Origin of the sequence: Neorhizobium galegae (genome assembly GCF_017877055.1) — a bacterium.
Taxonomy (GTDB): Bacteria; Pseudomonadota; Alphaproteobacteria; order Rhizobiales; family Rhizobiaceae; genus Neorhizobium; species Neorhizobium galegae_D.
The window spans coordinates 257,811-281,876 of the sequence record NZ_JAGIPG010000005.1 but is presented as its reverse complement, the minus strand read 5'-3'; the positions used below and the strand labels follow the sequence as shown (position 1 = coordinate 281,876).

Genomic DNA, 24,066 nt, shown 5'->3' with positions numbered 1-24,066 from the left:
GCTATCAAGCCATGGCGGCAGGAGTGAGACTCCGGGCCTCGTGAAGCAGGGCCGAGACCAGCGGCGTGAAGGGCTCGCGATGGGTCGCGACAAGCCCCACGATATGCGTGGCTTCCGGATCGACGATTGGGATCGTCCTGACTTGTTTTGCAAACCCGAATGATCGCGCGACGTTGCGCGGCATGATGCTCGCCCAGCGCCCGGTCCCCACATGCGAGAGAAGAACCACCATCGAGTTCGATTCGAGCATCGGCTTCACCGTCACCCCCGCTTCCGCGAGGTGTTGGTTGATGATGCGGCGGTTCTGCATGTCCGGCGTCAATAGACAAAGCCTAAGATCGGCCATCTCCTTCCAGGTGACACTTTCCCGATCGGCATAGGGCGCCCCTTCGGCGGTGACCAGATTATAGCGCTCCGCATAGAGCGGCACACTCGTCACCCGGCCCAGCGGCTCGTTGTCGAGATAGGTAATGCCCGCGTCGATCTCGAAATTGTCGAGCTGGGAAAGCACCTGCAGGGAATTGCGCGAGACGACGGAGAAGGTGACCTCCGGGTGCTTCGCCTGGAAGGGTTCGGTCAACCTGGGGATCATCGCCAACGCCGTCGGGATCGATGCCAGCCGGATGTGGCCGACAAGACCCTTGCGGGCGGCGCGCATTTCCTCGCGCATCGTGCGCGCATCGCCGACGATGCGTTTTGCCCATTCCAGTACCCGCTGGCCTTCCGGCGTCAGACCCTGGTAGCGGGAACCGCGCACCACGAGCTGCACGCCGAGTTGTTCCTCGAGCTGACGGATGGCGGCCGAAAGCGAAGGCTGCGAGATGCCGCATTCTTCCGCCGCACGGCCGAAATGGCTTTCGCGCGCCAGGGCAATGAAAAACTCCAGCTTGTCGATCATCGCGTTCCTCCGCCGACAAGGGCTAACAAGATGGCGCGGCACATACAAGCCGGCATCGGGCCGCAACGATAGCCACCACGAAGAGCCGACCACCGCCCAAAGAAAAAGGCGGCCTATCAGGACCGCCTCGATCTTTCGCAGAGAACTATGATGGATCAGACCGGCATAACGATACCGTTTAGGTGGGTCAATTCCGCGAGGAACTGCTCGAGCTTCGTCCTGTGCTCGTCGCTCTGCGCATGGTTGATTTCGCCCTGCGTCGTCTCGATCCGCTTCTGCAGCGTCGCGTGGGTCAGCTCGCTGGCCGGAACCGCGGATTCGGCCAGCAGCGTGCAGCCGGTCGGCAGGATGTCGGCGAAACCGCCGAAAACGACGTATTTGTTGACCTGGCCGGAGGCAAGCTTCACCGAAACCACACCCGGCTTGATCGTCGTCATCGTCGGCGCGTGATTGGCAAGCACCGTCATTTCGCCAAGCGTCGCCGGGATCACCACTTCGGTGACCTTTTCCGAGACGAGCAGGCGCTCGGGCGAAACCAGTTCAAAGTTGAAAGCGTCGGCCATGAAGGTCCACTTCCTCAGAGCAATTCCAGCAAAAGTGCGAGGCGGTTTTGCGTCCGGAATTGCGAAAGACTAAATCATCAGGGCATCGAGGCAATTCTTTGCCGAGAAGCCCGCGTGTTTTATGCGGCAAAAGGCGCGCCGGATACGGTCCCGCGCGCCATCTCGTTCAGGATCAGGCGGCTTCGGCCAGCTTCTTAGCCTTTTCGACGGCTTCTTCGATCGAGCCGACCATGTAGAAGGCCGCTTCCGGAAGATGGTCGTAATCGCCGTTGACGAGGCCCTTGAAGCCCTTGATCGTGTCTTCGAGCGCGACGAGTTTGCCCGGCGAACCGGTGAAGACTTCGGCGACGAAGAACGGCTGGGACAGGAAGCGCTCGATCTTGCGGGCGCGGGCAACCGTCATCTTGTCGTCTTCGGACAGTTCGTCCATGCCGAGGATGGCGATGATGTCCTGGAGAGCCTTGTAGCGCTGCAGGGTCGACTGGACCTTACGAGCGATTTCATAGTGCTCTTCGCCGACGACCAGCGGGTCGAGCATGCGCGACGTGGAGTCGAGCGGGTCGACGGCCGGATAGATGCCCTTTTCGGCGATCGAACGCGACAGAACCGTCGTTGCGTCCAGGTGGGCGAACGAGGTTGCCGGTGCCGGGTCGGTCAAGTCGTCGGCGGGAACGTAGATGGCCTGAACCGAGGTGATCGAGCCCTTGGTCGTGGTGGTGATGCGTTCCTGCATCTGGCCCATGTCGGTGGCGAGCGTCGGCTGATAGCCCACGGCCGAAGGAATACGGCCGAGCAGAGCCGACACTTCCGAACCTGCCTGGGTGAAGCGGAAGATGTTGTCCACGAAGAACAGAACGTCCTGGCCCTTGTCGCGGAAGTCTTCAGCAATCGTCAGACCCGTCAGGGCGACGCGGGCGCGGGCGCCCGGCGGTTCGTTCATCTGGCCGTAAACGAGGGCTGCCTTCGAGCCTTCGCCGCCGCCATGCTTGTTGACGCCCGATTCGATCATTTCGTGGTAAAGGTCGTTGCCTTCGCGGGTACGCTCACCGACGCCTGCGAACACGGAGTAACCACCGTGTGCCTTCGCGACGTTGTTGATGAGTTCCATGATCAGAACCGTCTTGCCGACGCCTGCGCCGCCGAAGAGGCCGATCTTGCCACCCTTTGCGTAAGGCGCGAGAAGGTCGACGACCTTGATGCCGGTAACCAGGATCTGGCCTTCGGTCGACTGCTCGACGTAGGAAGGCGCTTCCTGGTGGATGGCGCGCTTGCCTGAGGTGACCAGCGGACCTGCTTCGTCGACCGGCTCGCCAATGACGTTCATGATGCGGCCGAGCGTTTCCGGACCGACCGGAACGGTGATCGGAGCGCCGGTATCGGTGACGTGCTGACCACGAACCAGACCTTCAGTCGAGTCCATCGCGATGGTGCGGACGGCGCTTTCGCCGAGGTGCTGCGCGACTTCGAGAACGAGGCGGTTGCCGTTGTTGTCGGTTTCAAGCGCGTTCAAAATCGCCGGCAGTTCGCCGTCGAAAGCGACGTCGACGACAGCGCCGATAACCTGGGTCACCTTGCCGAGGGACGTGCCCGTTGCGGTAGCCATGATTCTTACCCTCTTTCTTTACCTCAGAGCGCTTCCGCGCCCGAAATGATTTCGATGAGTTCCTTGGTGATCTGTGCCTGGCGCTGACGGTTGTAGGAGAGCGTCAGCTTGTTGATCATGTCACCAGCATTGCGCGTCGCGTTGTCCATTGCGGACATCTGCGCGCCATAGAAGGAAGCGTTGTTTTCGAGCAGGGCCCGGAAGATCTGGATCGCGACATTCTTCGGCAGCAGGTCTTCGAGGATTTCCTCTTCGCTCGGCTCGTATTCGTAGAGCGCCGAGGAGGCAGTCGCCGGCTCGGTGGTCTCGAACTTGGCCGGGATGATCTGCGAGGCGGTCGCCACCTGCGAAATCACCGACTGGAAGCGCGCGAAAAACAGCGTCGCGATGTCGAATTCGCCGGCATTGTAGAGCGCGAGCACCTTGTGTGCCACCTCGTCGGCCTGGGCGAAACCGAGTTGCTTGACTTCGCGGAACGTCACGTAGTCGACGATGTTGTCCTTGAACGTGCGGCGCAGGATGTCGTTGCCCTTGCGGCCGACGGTGAGGATTTTCACCGTCTTGCCCTGGGCAAGCAGCTTCAATGCGTGATCGCGGGCGAGACGGATGATCGAGGAATTGAAGCCCCCGGCCAGACCGCGTTCGCCGGTCGCGACGATCAGCAGATGAACCTGATCCTTGCCCGTGCCCGAAAGCAGCAGCGGCGCTTCCGCATTGCCGGCATTGGCGGCCGAAAGGCCGGCCAGCACCTTGGTCATACGTTCCGCGTAGGGACGGGCGGCCTCGGCCGCCTCCTGGGCACGGCGCAGCTTCGCCGCGGCGACCATTTTCATCGCCTTGGTGATCTTCTGCGTCGCCTTGACGGAGGCGATCCGGTTTTTCAGATCCTTAAGTGAAGGCATCCGTTATCGGTCCTCGAGATTGATCCGTTCTCAGGCGAAAGACTTGGCGTAGCTGTCGAGAGCGGCCTTCAGCTTCGCGCGGGTGTCGTCGGAAAGCTGCTTCTCGGTACGGATCGTATCGAGGAGAGCCTTGCCTTCGGAGCGGAGGTACGAGAGGAAGCCCTGCTCGAACTTGCCGACATCGGCAACCGCGATCTTATCGAGATAGCCGTTGACGCCGGCGAAGATCACCGCAACCTGCTCTTCCGTCTTCAGCGGCGAGAACTGCGGCTGCTTCAGGAGTTCGGTCAGGCGTGCACCGCGGTTCAGCAGGCGCTGCGTCGAGGCGTCCAGGTCGGAGCCGAACTGGGCGAAGGCGGCCATTTCGCGATACTGGGCGAGTTCGCCCTTGATCGAGCCGGCAACCTGCTTCATCGCCTTGACCTGCGCGGCCGAGCCTACGCGGGAAACCGACAGACCGACGTTAACGGCCGGACGGATACCCTGGTAGAACAGATCGGTTTCAAGGAAGATCTGGCCGTCGGTGATCGAGATCACGTTGGTCGGAATGAAGGCCGAAACGTCGTTACCCTGGGTTTCGATGACCGGCAGAGCCGTCAGCGAACCATTGCCACGCTCGTCGGAGAGCTTTGCAGCGCGCTCCAGCAGGCGGGAATGCAGGTAGAAGACGTCGCCCGGATAAGCTTCGCGGCCCGGCGGGCGGCGCAGCAGCAGCGACATCTGACGATAGGCGACAGCCTGCTTGGAAAGGTCGTCGTAACCGATCAGGGCGTGCTGACCGTTGTCACGGAAGTACTCGCCCATGGCGCAGCCGGCGAACGGTGCGAGATACTGCATCGGAGCCGGATCGGAAGCGGTCGCAGCAACGATGATCGAGTACTGCAGAGCGCCGCGCTCTTCGAGAACCTTCACGAACTGGGCAACCGTCGAGCGCTTCTGGCCGATGGCCACGTAGACGCAGAACAGCTTTTCCGAGTCCGGGCCGTTGTCGTGAATGGCCTTCTGGTTGAGGATCGTGTCGAGAATGATCGCGGTCTTGCCGGTCTGGCGGTCACCGATGACCAGCTCGCGCTGGCCGCGGCCGACCGGGATGAGGGCGTCGATGGCCTTGAGGCCGGTCGACATCGGCTCATGAACCGACTTGCGCGGGATGATGCCCGGAGCCTTGACGTCGACGCGCGAACGGCGGGTCGCATTGATCGGGCCCTTGCCGTCGATCGGGTTGCCGAGCGCGTCGACGACGCGGCCGAGCAGTTCCGGACCAACCGGGACGTCAACGATGGCGCCGGTCCGCTTGACGGTGTCGCCTTCCTTGATGGCACGGTCGGAACCGAAGATGACGACGCCGACATTGTCGGCTTCGAGGTTCAGCGCCATACCACGGATGCCGCCCGGGAATTCGACCATTTCGCCGGCCTGGACATTGTCCAGACCGTAGACGCGGGCAATGCCGTCGCCGACGGACAGAACCTGTCCGACTTCGGAAACTTCAGCCTCCTGGCCGAAGTTCTTGATCTGGTCTTTCAGAATTGCGGAAATTTCCGCGGCGCGGATATCCATCAGCCAACCTCTTTCAGTGCAAGCTTAAGGGTGGAAAGTTTGGTGCGAAGGGAAGTGTCGATCTGACGAGAACCGACCTTGACGACCAGTCCGCCGAGGATCGACGGATCGATCGTCACGGAGATTGCGACGTCCTTGCCGGTTACGCCCTTCAGCGCCGACTTGAGTTCGTTTTCCTGCGCCTGGGAAAGCGCATGCGCCGAGGTGACCTCAGCAGTGACTTCACCGCGATGCTCTGCGGCGATTTGGCGGAAGGCGCGGATCATGCCAGGCATCGCGAAAAGACGACGATTGCCGGCGACCACCTTCAGGAAATTGGCGACGAGACCGGAAATGCCAGCTCGCTCGGCAACGGCGAGCACGGCCTTCTGCTGATCTTCGGCGGAAAACACCGGGCTTGCGACCAGGCGTCGCAGGTCTTCACTCTCATCCAGCAACGCCTGAAAACGATCAAGATCGGCACCGACCTTGTCGACCGAACCAGCCTCGAGAGACAGTTCGAAAAGCGAGGAAGCATAACGCTCCGCTACACCGGAAATAAGCTGGGACGTATCAGCCACGGGCACAGTTTCCCTGTATTGCCATCCAAGCGCCAGACCCTGCGGGAGAGGTGTAGCAAGAGCTTGAAATCGTTTGATTTTTTCTCAGAACCTGCAGAGCTTGCGCCCTACCCTTTCCGACTTTCGCGGTCCGTCTAGCATAGGCTGTAAGGACTCGCAACACGCCTGATAACGGAAAAAGCCGGACACGCAAGGGCTGAGAGCGATTTTATACCGGAAGCGGAAGGATTTTCGGCGGGCTACGGCCCGTATTCTCCGAATTAAGCGTCAGATATAGCCGAAGACATAGGCGAGCGGTCCGCCGGAGAGCACAACCTGAAGTAGGGAAAACGCTATATTTCTGGGGGTGAAGCCTCGATCCAGGGCACAGGACAGCAATCGCCCCAGAGCGGCAAATCCGAGCGCGATGCCGAGCGTCATGTAGATCCAGTCCTGGGCGAGCATGATCGCAGCGAGACCGAATCCGAGATGATGGGCGCCGGCGGAGCGGACGGCGGCATACCCTTCCGGCCGCACCTCGCCGATCTGGAACGCCGTCAGGCGCAGAACGAAAGCGGGAAACAGGAAGACGATAAGACCGAGCACAGCGGTTACCGCCGCACAGACGAAAGCCACCCGTTCGCCGAGTTCAGTGGGAAAATAGAGTTCCATGTCGCCTCGCATCGTTCGAATCGCAAGATTCTAACGCAAGCGGTAAACAAGTCGCAAAGAACGGCGATCAAAGAAAGCTTTGCGGGTCGATATCGAGCTGGATCTGCACCGAGCCCCGCTGCTTCGGTCCGTTCTCCATCATCGCCCGCAGAAACGCCTGCATGTCGGAATTGCGCCGTCCATGTACCAGCAGCCGGAAGCGATGCCGGCCCCGCACCAGCGCCAGCGGCGCCTCCGCCGGCCCCAGCACCGAGATACCGGTGACCTTTGGCGCCGCGGCCCTGAGGCCCCGCGCATGGGTTTCCGCATCCGCGCGCGTATCCGCCGAGACGATCAGCGAGGCGAGGCGGCCGAAGGGCGGCAGGATCGCCCTTTCCCGCTCGGCGATCTCGCGCTCGTAGAAGGCGCCCGCATCGCCGGAAACGATCGCCTGCATCACCGGATGCTGCGGCTGGAAGGTCTGCAGCAGGCCATGGCTCTTGAGGCCGGTTCGTCCTGCGCGTCCTGTCACCTGGCTCAGAAGCTGGAAGGTGCGCTCGGCGGCGCGCGGATCGCCGTTCGACAGGCCGAGATCGGAATCGACGATACCGACCAGCGTCATCAGCGGAAAGTTATGACCCTTGGCGACCAGCTGCGTGCCAATGACGATATCCGCTTCGCCCTTGGCGATCGCCTCCAGCTCGATCCGCATGCGCTTGACGCCGCCGAGCAGGTCCGACGACATCACGATCGTGCGCGCCTCCGGAAAATGTTTTTCGACCTCTTCGGCGATCCGCTCCACCCCCGGCCCGCAGGCGACCAGATGGTCGAACGTGCCGCATTCAGGGCAGGCTTCCGGCGTGCGTTCCGAATAGCCGCACTGATGGCACTGGATCTGGCTCTTGAACCGGTGCTCCACCAGCCAGCTCGAACATTGCGGGCACTGGAACCGGTGGCCGCAGACGCGGCAGAGCGTCAACGGCGCATAACCGCGCCGATTGAGAAACAGCAGCGCCTGTTCCTTGCGCTCGATCGTCCGGCCGATCGCCCGGAGCAGAACCGGCGAGAGGAAACCACCGCGCTCCGGCGGGTGTCGCCGCATGTCGATGAGATGCAGGTCCGGCATCGCCGCATCGCCGAAACGGGTCGGCAGGTGCACGGTGTTGTAGCGGCCGGCCAGACCATTCACCTGGCTTTCCACCGAAGGCGTCGCCGAGACGAGCACGATCGGGAAATCGCCGATCCGGGCACGCACCACCGCCATGTCGCGCGCGTTGTAGAACACCCGGTCCTCCTGCTTGTAGGCGGGGTCGTGCTCTTCATCGACGATGATCAGGCCGAGATCCTCGAAGGGCAGGAACAGTGCCGATCGCGCACCTGCCACTACCTTCACTTCCCCGGTCACCACGCCGCGCCAGACCTTTTCACGCATGCGCGGGGCGAGATCCGAATGCCATTCACCGGGCTTGGCGCCAAACCGCTCCTGGAAACGTTCGAGGAAGCTCGAGGTCAGCGCGATTTCCGGCAGCAGGATCAGCACCTGCTTTCCGCGCCTCAAGGTTTCGGCGATCGCCTCGAAATAGACTTCCGTCTTGCCCGAGCCGGTAACGCCATCGATCAGCGAGGCGGAAAAGCCACCCGCCCGGATCGACTCCAGGATGTCCACGGACGCCTGTTTCTGCGGCCCCTCGATGCGCGGGCTGATATAGTCCGGGTCAGGCCGCGCCACGACCGGCGGCGGGGGCAGGAACACGGTTTCGAAAATCCCCTGGGCTGTCAGCCCATCGACGACGCTCATCGACACGCCCGCGGCATGCGCCAGCCCGCTGCGCGTCCAGGGAATTTCCTCTTCACCCGCAAGATCGAGCACCCGCGCGCGCGCAGGGGTCAGCCGCTCCGGCTGACCGCCGAGATACCGCAATCCTTCGACCATCGGCTCGGGATCGAGCGCGGCCGGCGCGCGGATCGCCATGCGCGCCACAAGACCTGGCGGCGACAGCGTATAGCTTGCCACCCAGTCGACGAAATCGCGCATCTCCTTGGAAAGCGGCGGGCAATCGAAGACGAGCGTGATCGGCCTCAGCTTCTTGGGATCGAGCTTGTCGTCGTTGTCGCCGTCCCACACGACGCCGATCAATTGCCGCGGGCCGACCGGCACCTGAACCACCGAACCGGGCTCCACATGCACGCCCTCCGGCACGGCATAGCTATAGGCGCCCGGCACCGGCAGCGGCACCAGTACCGGCACTACCCTCACCAATGACGGCGCTTCGAACAGCGAACCGAAGAGATCGGACGAATCTATGCCCATGGGCGGCGACCATGCCCAAACCCGGAACAAAAGTGAACCCTAAACAGGACTAGTCTTCCTCGTCTTCACCGTCGATGACGCCGGTCGGCCGCATCCCGTCGATCCAGGTGGCGCCCTCCTTGCGGATCACCCGCCGCGGCCGCGTGCCGCAACGTTCCCGAACGGCCGACGCAAGCGATTCGGAATGGGTGACGATCCAGATCTGGCCGTGGCGCGCGGCCTGCGCGACCATGTCGGCGAGCGGCGCCAGCATGTCCGGATGCAGGCTCGCCTCCGGTTCGTTGAGCGCGATCAGCGGCGGCTGTCGATAGGACATCAGCGCCGCGGCGAGCCCGAGAAAGCGGATCTGCCCGTCGGAAAGCTCGCGCGGCTGGAATACCCGTTTGGGGAAATCGGGAAAGACCAGACCGAATTCCGCATATTCACCCGGCTCAGGCACATGCAGTTTCGCCCCGCCAAGAGCTGCAGCAATGGCGCTATCGAGCTCCACCGTGTCCCCGCGGGTATGGACGAGCGTCGCGAACACCGCCGCCATGTTACCGCCGTCCTGATCGAGCAGCGGCGAGGTCACTGCAAGGCATGGCTGCCGCAGCGGCGAACCGCGATCGGTGCGAAAACCATGGAAGAACCGCCAGCCATCGACCATCCGCCGGAAAGCGCCTGCTTCCGGATAATGCCCGGCGTCGCCGAGAAGGGCGATCGCCGTCTCGGAGGTCATGGCCTTTTCGGGATACTCCTCCATCCGACCGCTTGTCCCGCGCACCATGATCCCCGGCCCGGTGCGTTTCATCATCGTCACGGGCCGCGAACCGGTTTCAACGACAAGCTCCTCCTCCTTCACCTGCGGCTCGAAGGCAAAGCCCGCTGCATCGATAGGTGGACGAAGCCCCGCCTCGACCCGGTAGCGGAACGTCGCCGCCCGCTCTTCATCAAGAACCTCGACCTCGAGCTTGATACGGAAATTCTTCTCCTGTCGACGATGACCGGACCAGAGCGCCGACGCCATCCCGCCTTCGGCGGCGATCTCGTAGGCCAGATTGCCGCGCACCGCCGCCTGCACTAGCTGCAGGGCACGATAGAGATTGGACTTGCCGACGCCGTTTTCACCGATGAACAGGTTGACGCCGGCCAGATCCATGCGGATCGAGCGCAGAGAACGGTAGTTGGCGACGAACATCGAGCGAAGCAGCATGCCTTTTCCTAACCAAAGAGCGGGATGAAGAGAACGCCGCTCAGATGAGGCGCAGGGTATGCGTATAGCTCTCGCCGGTCAGCGGCTGAAATCCCATCGCCTGCCAGAAACGGCGAGCATCGTCGCTGCCCGCATGGACGGTTACCACTGGTGTGAAGGAACGTGCACGTTCGATCAGTCGCTCGGCCAGATGCCTGCCGACTCCTTTGCCCCGGTATGGCTGCGACACATAAAAGCGGCGCATCCGCAGCCAGTCAGCCCGCGACGGTTCGAGCGTCATCCCGCCGACGGCGATCAACAGCCCCTGATCGAGGGCACCGAGCAGGCTTTCACCGTGTCGTTCGAACCGATTGGTTCCCGAAGACCATTCCTCGGCAATCCGCAGGATGTGGTTATAGCCTTCCTGCCTGGCCGCTTCCGCCAGCAGAACGATGTCACCGGTAAGCGGATCGCCGAGCGGCGCAATCACGACACCCATGTCTTTCACGCCGCCGACGCCGTCTGCGCCTTGTCGGCGGGTTTGAACACCGCATCGCCATCCGCGGCAAGCTCGAACACCGTGTGCTGTTCCAGCGCCCTGGTGACGTCCGTCATGTCCCCTTCCAGCGCATCTGGCGGGATCATCCCGCCGACGGTGAAATCGAAATGGTCGCCCTTCTTGTTGAGGAGTTCGTAGAACACCGTCATGTCGCGCAGTTCCGTCGACCATTTGGCGAACCAGTAGAACAGGCCGGAATTGCGCGCCCGCATGTGGATCGGCAGTATCGGCAGGTTGTATTTGCGGGCGAGGCTGACGGCGGATGTCTTCCACGGCCGCTCGTTGAGCTTGCCGTCCGCCCAATAGGCGATGCGGCCCGAGGGAAACAGCACCATGACCTTACCGTCCTCGATGGTCTTGTTGGTCAGCACCAGCGTCTCGCGGGCCTTGAGCTTGGTCTTGTGCTCCTCCCGCCACTCGACCGGGATGATCATCTCCGCAAACCGCGGATTGACGCGCACCGCATCGCGGTTGGCGAACACCATCATGTCCGGGCGGCGCGACTTCAGGAGGTCGAAGACGGCAACCCCGTCGGCAATCCCCGTCGGGTGATTGCTGACCAGAATGAAGCCGCCCTTTTCGGGAATGCGCTCGGCATTCGCCACCGTCACATCCAGCTTCAGAAGGTTGCTCATGTATTCGAAGCACTGGAAGCCGTTGAGCGTCGAGATGTCGTTGGCGAATTTGATCGCCCGCCCATAACGCAGCAGCGTGTAGAGAAATGGCCGTATCAGCGGCCAGAGCGGGTTCTGGACGATTCGCTGGCCGCGCTCGGCAATCAATGTGTCGACGATATGGCCGGGTTTGCCTTGTGAAACGAGGGCGATTGTTTCCGCGAACTGTCCAAAAGTGGTCGTAGAATCACGGCGCGCCATAGAAACTCCCGCAGGCAGGACCTGCTTGGTATGGCAGCCCCTTATGATCGAACGATGACATCGTTACCCAGGACTAAGGCAGTCTTAGGGATTCTGTAACGCCGTCTAGAGCAATCTGGGGCGCTGCCACTCCAAATTCAACGGGTCAGATCTTGCACGAACTGCTGATTATCGCCGCGCCCGATCTCACGGAAAAACGTCGTGAATGGCTGGAGAGCTTGGCGAGCGAGCGCCGGCTTTCGGGCAATACGCTCGATGCCTATGAGCGCGATACACGGCAGTTTTTGACGTTCCTCACCACTCATCTGGGCGGTCCCGCCAGGATTGCCGATATTCACACCTTGCGTCCCGCCGACCTGCGTGCCTTCCTGGCGGCCCGCCGCCGCGAGGGTTCCGGGGCAAGGTCGCTCGGCCGGCATCTCGCAGGGCTTCGTTCATTTCTTCGTTATCTCGAGAGAAAGGGCCTGGTGAACGCCGCCGCGGCCGGGGCCATTCGTGCGCCAAAACAGCCGAAATCCCTGCCGAAACCGTTAACCGACCGCCAGGCGCTCAATCTCGTGACCACCGGCGCCCAGCTGCAGGAGGAGCCGTGGATCGCCGCCCGCGATGCCGCCGTGCTGACCCTGCTCTACGGCTGCGGCCTGCGCATTTCCGAGGCGCTCGGCCTCAGGCCCGACAACCTGGCGCCGGGCGCGACGACCCTACGGATCACCGGCAAGGGCGGCAAGACCCGCCTCGTGCCGCTGCTGCAGGTCGTGTTCGACGCGGTCGAGACCTACAGGAAACTCTGCCCCTACCATCTGGAAGCAGAAAAGCCGCTGTTCCGGGGCGCCCGCGGCGGTCCGCTGCAGCCGGCGATCATCCAGCGGGAAATGCAGAAGCTCCGAAGCGCCTTCGGCCTGCCGGAGACGGCCACGCCGCACGCGCTGCGCCATTCCTTCGCCACCCATCTGCTCGCCGGCGGCGGCGACCTGCGCACCATCCAGGAACTGCTCGGCCATGCCAGCCTTTCGACCACCCAGGTCTATACCGGCGTCGATTCGTCGAGGCTGCTGGAGGTCTACGACCGCGCCCATCCCCGCGCGTGAACCCACCCATGAACCAAGTTTTAACCAGTTGCGTTAAGCGCTTGTGCAGCCGGCATCGCTAAGATGTCGGCAACCTTCAGACGGATGACATGATGACTCCCGCCTTTGCCTCTCCCACCGGCGCTTTCATGAAGCGCGCTCAAGGTTTCGTGCTGTGGCTGATCGCGGCCGCCCATGTCCTGGCGCTTGCCTCCCTTCTTCTGATCCTCGGCTCACTGTCCCCGGCGCGGGCGGAAACACCTGGCTGCGACGGCCGGAACCTCCTCGACGAAATGAAGACCGAAAACTCGCCGCTCTACGACCAAATCGTCACCGAGGCCGCCAAGGTGCCGAACGGCAGGGGCATCTTCTGGAAGATCGAGAAGGAAGGGCTTCAACCATCCTACCTGCTCGGCACCATGCATGTGTCCGATCCGCGGGTTCTGAAAATGCCGCTCGGCGCCGCCGAAGCCCATTCCAGGGCAAAAACGATCATCATCGAATCCGACGAGGTCATCGACGAGAAGAAGGCGATGGCGAAGATGCTCGCCAAACCGGAACTGATGATGCTGACGGATGGCAGCACGATCGATTCGTTGTTGCCGAAGGACGATGTCGCGCTGCTCGAAGCCGGCCTGAAGGCACGCGGAGTGCCGCTCTCGGCTGTGTCGCGCATGCGGCCCTGGATGCTGATGGCGCTCGTTTCCGTGCCGGCCTGCGAGCTTGCCCGCAAGGCACAGAACGTCGCCTTCCTCGACAGGAAGATCGCCGAACAGGCAACCGCCGAGGGCAAGCCGGTGAAGGGTCTGGAAACACTCGAAGAGCAGGCGGCGGCGCTAAACGCCATCCCGATCGAACTGCACCTCAAGTCGCTGATCGAAACGATCAAGCTCGGCAAGCGCGTCGATGATGTCTTCGAGACGCTGACGGAAGTCTATCTCTCTGGTGAGATCGGCCTTGCCATGCCGATGCTGAAAGCAGTGGCACCCGACGGCACCGAGGACGAAGCCGGTTACGGCGAGTTCGAAAACCTGGTCGTCAGCAAGCGTAACCATCTGATGGCCGATCGAGCCGCCCCGATCCTCGGCCAAGGTGGCTCCTTCATGGCCGTGGGCGCCCTGCACCTGCCGGGCGAGGAAGGCCTCGTCGAGCTCTTCCGGAAACAGGGCTTCAAGGTGACGGCGGTCAATTGACGCCGCCCATTCTTCATCAACCGCTCGTCATCCGCTTCAGCACATCGGTCTTCCAGTAGAACTGGTGCGCCAGCGCGCCGCCGATATGGGCGACGATCAGCGCCCACATCAGCAGTTTCATCGGTCCTGAATGGACGAACGCGGCCGTTGTATTGCCAAAATACCAGGCGCCGATGCCTGCGAACGGCATCGCGAAAAAGAGCGCGTAGAACGCCCAGTGGCCGATCCTCGCCGCGACCCGGAGGAACGGCGGCTCCTGTGTCGGCTCCGGCGGCACGCCTTGCACGAACCGCAGACAGAGCCGGATCAGCGCCAGGACCAACACGCTGATACCCACATAGGCATGGATATTCGCCGCACTCACCTGCTCCGGCGTCAGCGCCTGACCGCGGAACATCAGCCGGCTGGCGGTCTCCATGGCATCGCTGAAGATCAGGTTGAAAAGGATGAGCGCTGCCATCAGCCAATGCAGGATACGCTGCGGCACCGTGAAGGAGAGAGCCATTTCTCGACCTTTACAGAAGATTGGAACAATGGGATCCAGTCTATTGCCGTTTGCCGCCGGCTCAAGCGAAAGCGGCAAGCCTGTCCAAGATTTAATCCTGGAATTGACCAATCGTAATTCCAACCCATGTGTTCGCCTGGAAGCGATGATCATCATCCCACTGCGAACAATTGCGCCGAAGGCGATGGACGGTGTAAAAACTCCCGCCGTCTGATCTTGGAGGAGACGCGACATGGATCGATTTACCGGCGGCTGCCTGTGCGGCAACGTCCGAATAGTGGCGTCGGGACTGCCGTACCGGGTCGGCCTTTGTCACTGTCTCGACTGCCGCAAGCATCATGGAGCGCTTTTTCACGCTTCCGCGATATTTCCCCAGGATGCGGTGACGGTCGATGGCGAGACAGGCGATTACGCCGGCCGGTTTTTCTGTCCCCGCTGCGGCTCGTCGGTTTTCGCACGCACCGCGGACGAGATCGAAGTCAACCTCGGATCCCTGGATGCCCCCGACCAGCTGACGCCAACCTACGAAAGCTGGATCATCCGCCGGGAGTCCTGGTTGCCGCCGTTTCCGCTCACCAGGCGATACGAGCGCGATCGCGACGCCACAGGTCGCTTCGAGGGATAGGGAGCACAGACGCGAAAGGGCGGGACAATGTCCCACCCTTTCTGATCGTACCGGCCTGAAACTGATCGTACCGGCCTGAAAGCGCCAGATGCGCTCACATATGGATCGGCTTGAAGAAGGTCGCGAGTGCGGCTTCCTTGACCGCTTCCGACATGGTCGGATGGGCATGGCAGGTGCGGCCGAGGTCTTCCGACGAACCGCCGAATTCCATCAGCACGGCGATCTCGTGGATCATTTCACCGGCGCCGAAACCGACGATATGGCCGCCGAGAACCCGGTCAGTATCCTTGTCTGCAAGGATCTTCACGAAGCCGTCCGTTGCCAGCATGGCGCGGGCGCGGCCGTTGGCGGTGAACGGGAACTTGCCGACCTTGTAGGCGATGCCCGCAGCCTTCAGCTCTTCCTCGGTCTTGCCGACGGACGCCACTTCCGGCTGGGTGTAGACGACGCCGGGGATGACGTCATAGTTCACATGGCCATGCTGGCCGGCGATGATTTCGGCCATTGCAACACCTTCGTCTTCCGCCTTGTGGGCGAGCATCGGACCACGAACGACGTCGCCGATCGCGTAGATCCCCTCGACATTGGTCTTGAAGTGGCCGTCGATCTCGACGCGGCCGCGATTGTCGAGTTTGACGCCGGCTTCTTCCAGACCGAGCCCTGCGGTATACGGCTTGCGGCCGGTGGCGATCAGCACGACGTCGGCTTCGAGCGCCTGGGCTTCGCCGCCCTTGACCGGCTCATAGGTGACCTTGGCGCCCGTGGCGGTCTTTTCGACGCCGGTGACCTTGGCATCCGTGCGGATGTCCATGCCCTGCTTGGCCATCATCCGCTGGAACTGCTTGGAGACTTCGCCGTCCATGCCGCCCAGCAGCTTGTCGAGATATTCGATGACGGTGACCTTGGCGCCGAGGCGTGACCAGACCGAGCCGAGCTCCATGCCGATGACGCCGCCGCCGACCACGATCAGGTGCTGCGGCACCTTTTCGAGCGCGATGCCGCCGGTGGACGAAATGATCACCTTCTCGTCGATCTCGACATTGACGCCCGGAATACCGGCAACGTCGGAGCCGGTGGCGATGACGATGTTCCTGGTTTCCAGTTCCTGGACCTTGCCGTCGTCGCCGGTCACGGAGACCTTGCCGGCCGAGACGATCTTGCCGGTGCCGATGAAGCCGTCGATCTTGTTCTTCTTGAACAGGAACGAGACGCCGTCGACATTCGACTTAACAGTCGCGTCCTTGTGGGCCATCATCTTTTCGAGGTTGAGCTTCGGAGCAGAGACCTCGACGCCGAGCGCATCCATGCCGTGAGCGGCGTGGGCGAACATTTCGGAGGCGTGCAGCAGCGCCTTGGATGGGATGCAGCCGATGTTGAGGCAGGTCCCGCCATAGGTGGCGCGCTTTTCCACGACCGCCACCTTGAGGCCGAGCTGGGCAGCCTTCACCGCGCAGACGTAACCGCCGGGGCCGCTTCCGATGACGACGACATCATAAGCCATAGTTCTTTTTCCTTCTCTTCATCTCTTCGTTTCATCGCAACTCCGAACGCAAAACCGCTGCGCACTTTTGCTGGAATTGCTTTAGCGCCCGCCACTCACGTCGAGTATGGCGCCGGTTACGTAGGAAGCCGCTGGCGACAGAAAATAGAGGACGGCATCCGCCACCTCTTCCGCCCTGCCCGGCCGTTGCATGGGAACGCTGGGCGCCATGTCACGCGCCCGGTCCGGCAGGCCGCCGGACGCATGGATATCGGTGTCGATAATGCCCGGGCGTATCGCATTGACGCGCACGCCTTCGGTCGCGACTTCGCGTGCCAGGCCAATAGTCAGCGTGTCGATCGCCGCCTTCGAGGCCGCGTAATCGACATACTGCCCCGGAGAGCCAAGCTTGGCCGCCATCGATGAGATATTGACGATCGCGCCGCCCTTGCCGCCATGTTTCGTTGACATGCGGCGCACCGCTTCCCCAGCACACAGGATCGAGCCGGTGACGTTGATCCGCATCATCCGCTCGATGCGTTCGGGGCTCATCTCGTCGATGCGCTGCGGCATGTCGACGATCCCCGCATTGTTGACCAACCCGTCCAGCCGCCCGAAATGCCGATCGACCGCCTCGAACATCGTGACGATCTCTTCCGGCTTACCTACATCCGCCTGGATGGCAATCGCCTCGCCGCCGGCTGCCTTGATTTCGGCGACCACCTTGTCGGCTGCCTCCCGATTGGCTGCGTAGTTCACCGCTACCCGCCAGCCGCGGCTGGCGGCCATGAGCGAGACCGCCGCGCCGATGCCGCGGCTTCCGCCGGTCACCAGAAGAACAGGGGTTTCGCTCATGCCTTGCATTCCTTGAATTCGTAGAGGTCCCAAGGCACTTGCTTCAAACCGCTTTTCGCCCACAGCGCCGAGTGACGGATCGCCGGCCCGAAACCCGGAATCAGGATCGCGTCCGGTGCCGGGGTATTCGCGGCACCCAATATGTCGATATGGCCGGTCGCCACATCAAGGGCGTAGGGCACGCCGGTCCAGACGGTGCAGGCCCGAAGCTCCGCGCCCGTGGCATCGCCCTGCGGGCAGTTGTTCGTCACCATGCCGCCCGGCCGTTCGGACTCGTCGTCATATATCACGTTGCCGTCGAGCTTCAGCTTGCCACCGGTGATCGTGAACAGGTGGCTGACGACAGCCGCCTCGGACCCGACCGACTTGAACGAAAGCACCGTCCCCGCGGTCGCCTCGATGAACACGGCTTTTTCGATCGCGCAACGCTCCGCGCCCAAGGCCATGCCGGGCAGCAGGCAAAACATCGAAAACCATGTCTTGAAGGATGCGATCATGACGTCACCGGAATAGCGCGATGGTCATGGCGAGAAGCCCGAGCAGGCTGATCAGCCAGACGAATGACCGGAAATAGGCGATGCCGCCCATATAGAGCGGAATATAGACGACCCGCGAAACAAGCCAGATCCAGCCGCCGATCAGCCCCCAACCGGATGCGTCGTCGCCGGCAAAGGCAACGCCGAGCAGAAGTCCGACGAACGCCGGATAGGTCTCCTGGAAATTCTTGGAGGCGCGTGCGGCACGGCCGGCGAACTTGCCCTTCGGCTCCACTCCCTCGTCCCGCGGACCGGCATTCCAGTCTCGGCCGAGCTCACGGGTCGAAAGCATGCCCTGCAACAGGACATGAAAGACCAGCAGGACAACGCTCAAGGCCAGCAGCGTCATGTATGGCGTTGCGGTAACCCCGAGCGTTTCCATAGGTTCGTTCCCGTCTTAGAGATCGAGAACCAGACGTTCCGGATCTTCGAGGCTTTCCTTGACGCGCACCAGGAAGGTGACCGCTTCCTTGCCGTCCACCATGCGGTGATCGTAGGAGAGCGCCAGATACATCATCGGGCGGATGACGATCTGGCCGCCGACGACGACCGGACGATCCTGGATCTTGTGCATGCCGAGAATGCCGGACTGCGGCGCATTGAGGATCGGCGAGGACATCAGCGAACCATAGACGCCGCCGTTCGAGATGGTGAACGTGCCACCCTGCATGTCGGCCATCGAAAGCGCGCCGTCACGGGCGAGCTTGCCCAGGCGGCCGATATCCTTCTCGATTTCGGCGATCGACATCTGGTCGGCATTGCGCACGACCGGAACCACGAGACCCTTGTCGGTGCCGACGGCGACGCCGACATGGCAGTAGTTCTTGTAGATGATGTCGGTGCCGTCGATCTCGGCGTTGACGGCCGGCAGTTCCTTCAGCGCGTGGGTCACGGCCTTGGTGAAGAAGCCCATGAAGCCGAGCTTCACGCCGTGCTTCTTTTCGAACACGTCCTTGTAGCGGTTGCGCAGGTCCATGACCGCCTTCATGTCCACCTCGTTATAGGTGGTCAGCATGGCAGCGGTGTTCTGCGCATCCTTGAGGCGGCGGGCGATCGTCTGGCGCAGGCGCGTCATCTTCACGCGCTCTTCGCGGGAAGCGTCGTCAGCCGAGGAAACCGGGCGCGGCGCCGCCGGAGCAGCAGGCGCGGCAGCCGGAGCGGAAATGCCCTTGGCGACCGCAGCAATCACGTCGCCCTTCAGGACCTGGCCACGCTTGCCCGAACCATCGATATCGGCAGTCGAGATGTTGTTGTCCGCAGCGATCTTGGCGGCAGCCGGAGCCGGCGGCATCGAAGTGGCGGCAGCAGAGGCGCTGGCGACAGCAGCGACCGGCGCCGGAGCAGCCGGTTCGGCAGCCTTGGCAGGTGCAGCTTCAGCAGGCTTTGCAGCCGGAGCGGCGGTCGCGGTGCCGGCAGCGGCGGCATCGATCTGGCCGAGCAGGGCGCCGAGGCCGACGGTCTCGCCGTTGGCGGCGACGATCTCGGTCAGGACGCCGGCAGCCGGCGACGGAACCTCGACGGTCACCTTGTCCGTTTCGAGCTCGAGAAGCGGCTCGTCGGCCTTGACCGTATCGCCGACCTTCTTGAACCAGGTGCCGACGGTCGCCTCGCTGACGGATTCTCCGAGGGTTGGAACGCGGATTTCAGTGGCCATTGTGTAAGTTCCTGAATGGTTGTTTTCGTTTAGACGGCGGCCGCGGCACCCGCCGCAGACGTCCGAAGAATGATGGATGGCATGGAAGACGTTTCGAAGCGGAAGCCGAGCGCTGCCTTGATCACCGGGTCGTTGTCGCCGAGCGCCTGGGCGGCGGCCGTATCGGCAGCCTCCACCACCGCGATGCCAAAAGCCCCGCCTTCTGCGAAGACGGGACCGACGGCGATCGCGACACCGGTTTCCGCAAGGCCCCGCCAGTAGACGGCGTGGGCCTGCATCGCCGTCATCTCATCCGGCGTTGCATCATGCGGAAAGCTCGGCCTCGGCGAAACGAGCTTCAGGTGAAAATAGGCCATCCGCCCTACCCCTAGCCGCCCAGCGCGTCTTCGAGGAAGGCTTCGAGCTGTGCGAGATGCTTCGACATCTGGCCCGTTGCAGGCGAGGCCGCTGCCGGCCGGCCCGTGTAACGAACGCGCTGATACTTGGCATCGATATGCGCCAGAACCCATTCCAGGTACGGGTCGATGAACGACCATGCACCCATGTTCTTCGGCTCTTCCTGGCACCAGACCATTTCCGCGTTGCGGAAGCGGGAAAGCTCGTTGATCAGAGCCTTGGCCGGGAACGGATAGAGCTGTTCGATGCGCAGCAGGTAGATGTCGTCGATGCCGCGCTTTTCGCGCTCTTCGAGCAGGTCGTAATAGACCTTGCCGGTGCAGAGCACGACGCGACGGATCTTGGCATCCTTCTGCAGCTTGATCGGGCCGTCCTTGATGACCTCCGCATCGTCCCACAGCAGGCGATGGAAGGAGGATTCGCCGGCCAGCTCGGCTAGCGTCGAGGTCGCCCGCTTGTGGCGCAGCAGGGACTTCGGCGTCATCAGGAGAAGCGGCTTGCGGAAGTCGCGCTTCGTCTGGCGGCGCAGGATATGGAAGTAGTTCGCCGGCGTCGTGACGTTGGCGACCTGCATGTTGTCTTCGGCGCACATCTGCAGCCAGCGCTCGAGGCGGGCCGAAGAGTGTTCCGGACCCTGGCCTTCATAACCGTGCGGCAGGAGGCAGACGAGACCGGACATGCGCAGCCACTTGCGTTCGCCCGACGAGATGAACTGGTCGAACACGACCTGCGCACCATTGGCGAAGTCACCGAACTGGGCTTCCCAAAGGGTCAGCGCATTCGGACGGGCGAGCGAATAGCCGTATTCGAAGCCGAGGACCGCCTCTTCCGAAAGCATCGAATTGATGACTTCGTAACGGGCCTGGGTCGGCGACAGGTTGGCGAGCGGGATGTAGCGCTCTTCCGTGTCCTGATCGTAGAGAACCGAATGGCGCTGCGAGAACGTACCGCGTTCGCAATCCTGGCCGGACAGGCGGATCTTGGTGCCTTCGACGGCAAGCGAACCGAATGCCAGGGCTTCCGCCATCGCCCAGTCGATGCCTTCGCCGGTCTCGACCATCTGCGCGCGGTTTTCCATGAACCGCTTGATGGTGCGATGCGCGTTGAAGCCTTCCGGAATGGTCGACAGCTTGCGGCCGATCTCCCGCAGTTCCTTCATCGGCATGGCGGTCTTGCCACGGCGCTGTTCATCGGCATTGTCGGCCGAACGCAGGCCCGACCACTGGCCGTCCAGCCAGTCGGCCTTGTTCGGCTTGTAGCTCTGGCCGGCCTCGAATTCGGTTTCGAGATGCGCGCGCCAGTCGGCCTTCATCTTCTCGAATTCGCCATCGGTGACCAGGCCCTCGGCGATCAGGCGGTCGGCATAGATCTGCGCGACGGTCTTGTGGGCACGGATGACCTTGTACATCTTCGGCTGCGTGAACGCCGGCTCGTCGCCTTCGTTATGGCCGAAGCGGCGGTAGCAGAACATGTCGATGACGACCGGCTTGTGGAACTTCATCCGGTATTCGGTCGCGACCTTGGCGGCATAGACGACCGCTTCCGGATCGTCGCCGTTGACGTGGAAGATCGGCGCCTCGATCATCTTGGCGACGTCGGACGGATAGGGCGACGAACGCGAGAAGGCCGGGTTGGTGGTAAAGCCGATCTGGTTGTTGACGATGACGTGCATCGTGCCGGCGACGCGGTGGCCGCGCAGGCCCGAGAGACCGAGGATTTCGGCAACCACGCCCTGGCCCGCAAACGCGGCGTCGCCGTGCAGCAGGAGCGGCAGAACCTTTGAGCGTTCCTTCAGCGGAATGATGTCACCGTCCCAGGCCTTGGCAAGCATGTCCTGCTTGGCGCGGGCCTTGCCCATGACGACCGGGTTGACGATTTCCAGATGCGACGGGTTCGCCGTCAGCGACATGTGGACCTTGTTGCCGTCGAATTCGCGGTCCGACGAAGCGCCGAGATGGTACTTGACGTCGCCCGAACCTTCGACTTCGTCCGGCTTGAACGAACCGCCCTTGAATTCGTGGAACACTGCCCGGTGCGGCTTGAGCATGACGTTGGTCAGCACGTTCAGGCGGCCGCGATGCGGCATGCCGAGAACGACTTCTTCAAGACCTTCCTGGCCGCCGCGCTTGATGATCTGTTCGAGCGCCGGGATCAGCGATTCGCCGCCGTCGAGACCGAAGCGCTTCGTACCCTTGAAGCGTACGTCGAGGAACTGCTCGTAGCCTTCCGCTTCGACCAGCTTGGAAAGGATAGCCTTCTTGCCTTCCGGCGTGAACTCGACGCCCTTGCCCGGGCCTTCGATACGCTCCTGGATCCAGGACTTTTCTTCCGGATTGGAAATGTGCATGAACTCGACGCCCAAGGTCGAGCAATAGGTGCGCTCGAGAATCTCGATCATCTCGCGGATGGTCGCGTGTTCGAGGCCGAGCACGTTGTCGATGAAGATCTTGCGGTCGTAATCTGCTTCGGTAAAGCCGTAAGCGGACGGCGACAGCTCGTTATAGTCCTCGACCGCGCTGGCAATGCCGAGCGGATCGAGCTTGGCATGCAGGTGACCCCGCATGCGGTAGGCGCGGATCATCATGATGGCGCGGACGCTATCGCGCGTCGCCTGCAGCACATCGGTTTCGCTGACCGGCTTGCCGGTCGCAACGGCAGCAGCTTCCGCCTTCGCCTTCACCTTGGTTTCGATCGCCTTTTCGACGAGCGGCCAGTTGCCGTCGAGCGCCGAGACCAGCTCGCCATTGGCCGTGATCGGCCAGTTCTTGCGCTGCCAGGAGGCACCCTTGGCCGCCGCCTTCACATCGTCCGGATTGTCGGCCAGCGCCTTGAAGAAGGCCTGCCATTCCGGCGCGACGGATGTCGGGTCGTCCTCGTACCGGGCATGCAGCTGCTCGATATAGGCTGCGTTCTGTCCGTCGAGGAAAGAGGTGATGAGGAACTGCTCGTTGGCTTCTTGCCGTGCCATGGTTATCTGCGGGCGCCGCGCCCGCCTCCTGACGTAATCGGAACCGGAATATATCTCCGGCCTCCGCATTTTCTTGGTCTTCGTCTTGGTACCGAACCGCCTTGGCGGTCACCCGTCCCCAAAATCTGAGAGACGCGAAACATGGACAGGCGAAACATATGCGGCTTCGCCTGTCCGGAGCTTGTCGGATCAATCGCCACCTATCTATCCAGGGGTGGCGAGTGTCCCTTATGTGGCGTCAGCCCTTCAGGACTTCAACCAAGGTCTTGCCGAGACGGGCCGGAGACGGCGACACCTTGATGCCTGCCGATTCCATTGCCGCGATCTTCGATTCCGCGTCACCCTTGCCACCGGAAACCACAGCGCCGGCGTGACCCATGGTGCGGCCCTTCGGTGCGGTGCGACCGGCGATGAAGCCGGCCATCGGCTTGCTGCGGCCCTTCTTGGCCTCGTCCTTCAGGAACTGCGCCGCGTCTTCTTCAGCCGAGCCGCCGATTTCGCCGATCATGATGATCGAGGTCGTTGCGTCGTCGGCGAGGAACATTTCCAGGACGTCGATGAACTCGGTTCCCTTGACCGGGTCGCCGCCGATGCCGACGGCGGTCGTCTGGCCGAGGCCTTCGTTCGAGGTCTGGAACACGGCTTCGTAGGTCAGCGTGCCCGAGCGGGAAACGATGCCGACCGAACCCTTGCGGAAGATCGATCCCGGCATGATGCCGATCTTGCATTCTTCCGGCGTCAGGATGCCCGGGCAGTTGGGGCCGAGCAGGCGCGACTTGGAACGGTCGAGGCGAGCCTTGACACGGACCATGTCCATGACCGGAATGCCTTCGGTAATGCAGGTGATGAACGGGACCTCAGCTTCGATCGCCTCGATGATCGCATCTGCTGCACCCGCCGGCGGAACATAGATCACGGTCGCGTCGGCGCCGGTCCGTTCCTTGGCTTCGGCAACCGACGTGAAGATCGGCAGCGAGGTGCCGTCGACGCCGGACGACCACGATTCGCCGCCCTTCTTGGGATGAACGCCGCCTACCATCTTGGTGCCGTAATAGGCAAGCGCCTGTTCCGTGTGGAAGGTCCCGGTCTTCCCGGTCAGGCCCTGGACGATGACCTTGGTGTCTTTGTTAACGAGAATAGACATTGATTCCGGTC

Annotated in this window: 23 protein-coding genes; 3 read left to right on the top strand and 20 right to left on the bottom strand. The window is 62.5% G+C overall.

Annotated elements, in window-relative coordinates; genetic code table 11:
* Positions 1-4: 4 nt before the first annotated feature.
* The 11 genes from J2857_RS27675 to J2857_RS27625 all read right to left on the bottom strand — a co-directional run bounded on the left by J2857_RS27675 (position 5) and on the right by J2857_RS27625 (position 11,632).
* Positions 5-898, bottom strand: coding sequence for a LysR family transcriptional regulator (locus J2857_RS27675; protein WP_210013279.1), 894 nt, complete (start codon positions 896-898; stop codon positions 5-7).
* Between the two features lie 155 nt (positions 899-1,053).
* Entirely contained in the window at positions 1,054-1,461 is a 408-nt protein-coding gene (locus J2857_RS27670) for a F0F1 ATP synthase subunit epsilon (RefSeq protein ID WP_210013278.1), read from the bottom strand.
* Positions 1,462-1,633: 172 nt separating this feature from the next.
* Positions 1,634-3,064: a F0F1 ATP synthase subunit beta gene (atpD, locus tag J2857_RS27665; protein WP_210013277.1), complete on the bottom strand. Its 1,431-nt coding sequence runs from the start codon at positions 3,062-3,064 to the stop codon at positions 1,634-1,636.
* A gap of 23 nt (positions 3,065-3,087) precedes the next feature.
* Positions 3,088-3,966 (bottom strand): F0F1 ATP synthase subunit gamma, encoded by an 879-nt coding sequence (locus J2857_RS27660; protein ID WP_210013276.1) that lies wholly within the window; start codon positions 3,964-3,966, stop codon positions 3,088-3,090.
* A gap of 30 nt (positions 3,967-3,996) precedes the next feature.
* On the bottom strand, positions 3,997-5,526 hold the full coding sequence (gene atpA / locus J2857_RS27655; protein ID WP_210013275.1) for a F0F1 ATP synthase subunit alpha: 1,530 nt from the start codon (positions 5,524-5,526) through the stop codon (positions 3,997-3,999).
* Positions 5,526-6,092, bottom strand: coding sequence for a F0F1 ATP synthase subunit delta (locus J2857_RS27650; protein ID WP_210013274.1), 567 nt, complete (start codon positions 6,090-6,092; stop codon positions 5,526-5,528). Before J2857_RS27650 ends, atpA begins: the two co-directional genes overlap by 1 nt.
* 261 nt (positions 6,093-6,353) lie before the next feature.
* Positions 6,354-6,737, bottom strand: a complete 384-nt coding sequence (locus J2857_RS27645; protein ID WP_210013273.1) for a DUF4345 domain-containing protein — start codon at positions 6,735-6,737, stop codon at positions 6,354-6,356.
* Between the two features lie 67 nt (positions 6,738-6,804).
* Entirely contained in the window at positions 6,805-9,027 is a 2,223-nt protein-coding gene (locus tag J2857_RS27640) for a primosomal protein N' (RefSeq protein ID WP_210013272.1), read from the bottom strand.
* A 49-nt stretch (positions 9,028-9,076) separates the two neighbouring features.
* The gene (locus J2857_RS27635) at positions 9,077-10,219 is read right to left on the bottom strand and encodes an AAA family ATPase (protein WP_210013271.1); all 1,143 of its coding nucleotides are present in this window, start codon (positions 10,217-10,219) and stop codon (positions 9,077-9,079) included.
* Positions 10,220-10,259: 40 nt separating this feature from the next.
* On the bottom strand, positions 10,260-10,697 hold the full coding sequence (locus J2857_RS27630) for a GNAT family N-acetyltransferase (RefSeq protein ID WP_210013270.1): 438 nt from the start codon (positions 10,695-10,697) through the stop codon (positions 10,260-10,262).
* 5 nt (positions 10,698-10,702) lie between these two features.
* Entirely contained in the window at positions 10,703-11,632 is a 930-nt protein-coding gene (locus J2857_RS27625; RefSeq protein WP_210013269.1) for a GNAT family N-acetyltransferase, read from the bottom strand.
* A 152-nt stretch (positions 11,633-11,784) separates the two neighbouring features.
* Here J2857_RS27625 and J2857_RS27620 point away from each other — a divergent pair, with 152 nt between their 5' ends.
* Both J2857_RS27620 and J2857_RS27615 read left to right on the top strand, forming a co-directional pair.
* Positions 11,785-12,720 (top strand): tyrosine recombinase XerC, encoded by a 936-nt coding sequence (locus J2857_RS27620; RefSeq protein WP_210013268.1) that lies wholly within the window; start codon positions 11,785-11,787, stop codon positions 12,718-12,720.
* A gap of 92 nt (positions 12,721-12,812) precedes the next feature.
* Positions 12,813-13,892, top strand: a complete 1,080-nt coding sequence (locus tag J2857_RS27615; RefSeq protein ID WP_210013400.1) for a TraB/GumN family protein — start codon at positions 12,813-12,815, stop codon at positions 13,890-13,892.
* Between the two features lie 16 nt (positions 13,893-13,908).
* Here the strand turns inward: J2857_RS27615 and J2857_RS27610 are convergent, their stop codons facing one another.
* A complete protein-coding gene (locus J2857_RS27610; protein WP_210013399.1) occupies positions 13,909-14,397 on the bottom strand; it encodes a cytochrome b in 489 nt (162 codons plus the stop codon).
* A gap of 232 nt (positions 14,398-14,629) precedes the next feature.
* On the opposite strand from J2857_RS27610, the gene J2857_RS27605 reads away from it, so the two are divergent.
* Entirely contained in the window at positions 14,630-15,022 is a 393-nt protein-coding gene (locus J2857_RS27605) for a GFA family protein (RefSeq protein WP_210013267.1), read from the top strand.
* A 94-nt stretch (positions 15,023-15,116) separates the two neighbouring features.
* On the opposite strand, the gene lpdA is transcribed toward J2857_RS27605, so the two are convergent.
* The 8 genes from lpdA to sucD form a co-directional block, all read right to left on the bottom strand.
* On the bottom strand, positions 15,117-16,523 hold the full coding sequence (gene lpdA / locus J2857_RS27600) for a dihydrolipoyl dehydrogenase (protein WP_210013266.1): 1,407 nt from the start codon (positions 16,521-16,523) through the stop codon (positions 15,117-15,119).
* An 81-nt stretch (positions 16,524-16,604) separates the two neighbouring features.
* Positions 16,605-17,357, bottom strand: a complete 753-nt coding sequence (locus tag J2857_RS27595) for an SDR family oxidoreductase (RefSeq protein ID WP_210013265.1) — start codon at positions 17,355-17,357, stop codon at positions 16,605-16,607.
* The gene (locus tag J2857_RS27590) at positions 17,354-17,854 is read right to left on the bottom strand and encodes a hypothetical protein (RefSeq protein WP_210013264.1); all 501 of its coding nucleotides are present in this window, start codon (positions 17,852-17,854) and stop codon (positions 17,354-17,356) included. The genes J2857_RS27595 and J2857_RS27590 overlap by 4 nt, the downstream gene beginning before the upstream one ends.
* Positions 17,855-17,858: 4 nt before the next feature.
* The gene (locus tag J2857_RS27585; RefSeq protein ID WP_210013263.1) at positions 17,859-18,275 is read right to left on the bottom strand and encodes an MAPEG family protein; all 417 of its coding nucleotides are present in this window, start codon (positions 18,273-18,275) and stop codon (positions 17,859-17,861) included.
* Between the two features lie 15 nt (positions 18,276-18,290).
* Positions 18,291-19,547, bottom strand: a complete 1,257-nt coding sequence (gene odhB / locus J2857_RS27580) for a 2-oxoglutarate dehydrogenase complex dihydrolipoyllysine-residue succinyltransferase (RefSeq protein WP_210013262.1) — start codon at positions 19,545-19,547, stop codon at positions 18,291-18,293.
* Between the two features lie 29 nt (positions 19,548-19,576).
* Positions 19,577-19,903 (bottom strand): YciI family protein, encoded by a 327-nt coding sequence (locus J2857_RS27575; RefSeq protein WP_210013261.1) that lies wholly within the window; start codon positions 19,901-19,903, stop codon positions 19,577-19,579.
* A gap of 11 nt (positions 19,904-19,914) precedes the next feature.
* A complete protein-coding gene (locus J2857_RS27570) occupies positions 19,915-22,911 on the bottom strand; it encodes a 2-oxoglutarate dehydrogenase E1 component (RefSeq protein ID WP_210013260.1) in 2,997 nt (998 codons plus the stop codon).
* Between the two features lie 238 nt (positions 22,912-23,149).
* A complete protein-coding gene (gene sucD / locus J2857_RS27565; protein ID WP_046626703.1) occupies positions 23,150-24,055 on the bottom strand; it encodes a succinate--CoA ligase subunit alpha in 906 nt (301 codons plus the stop codon).
* Positions 24,056-24,066: the final 11 nt, after the last annotated feature.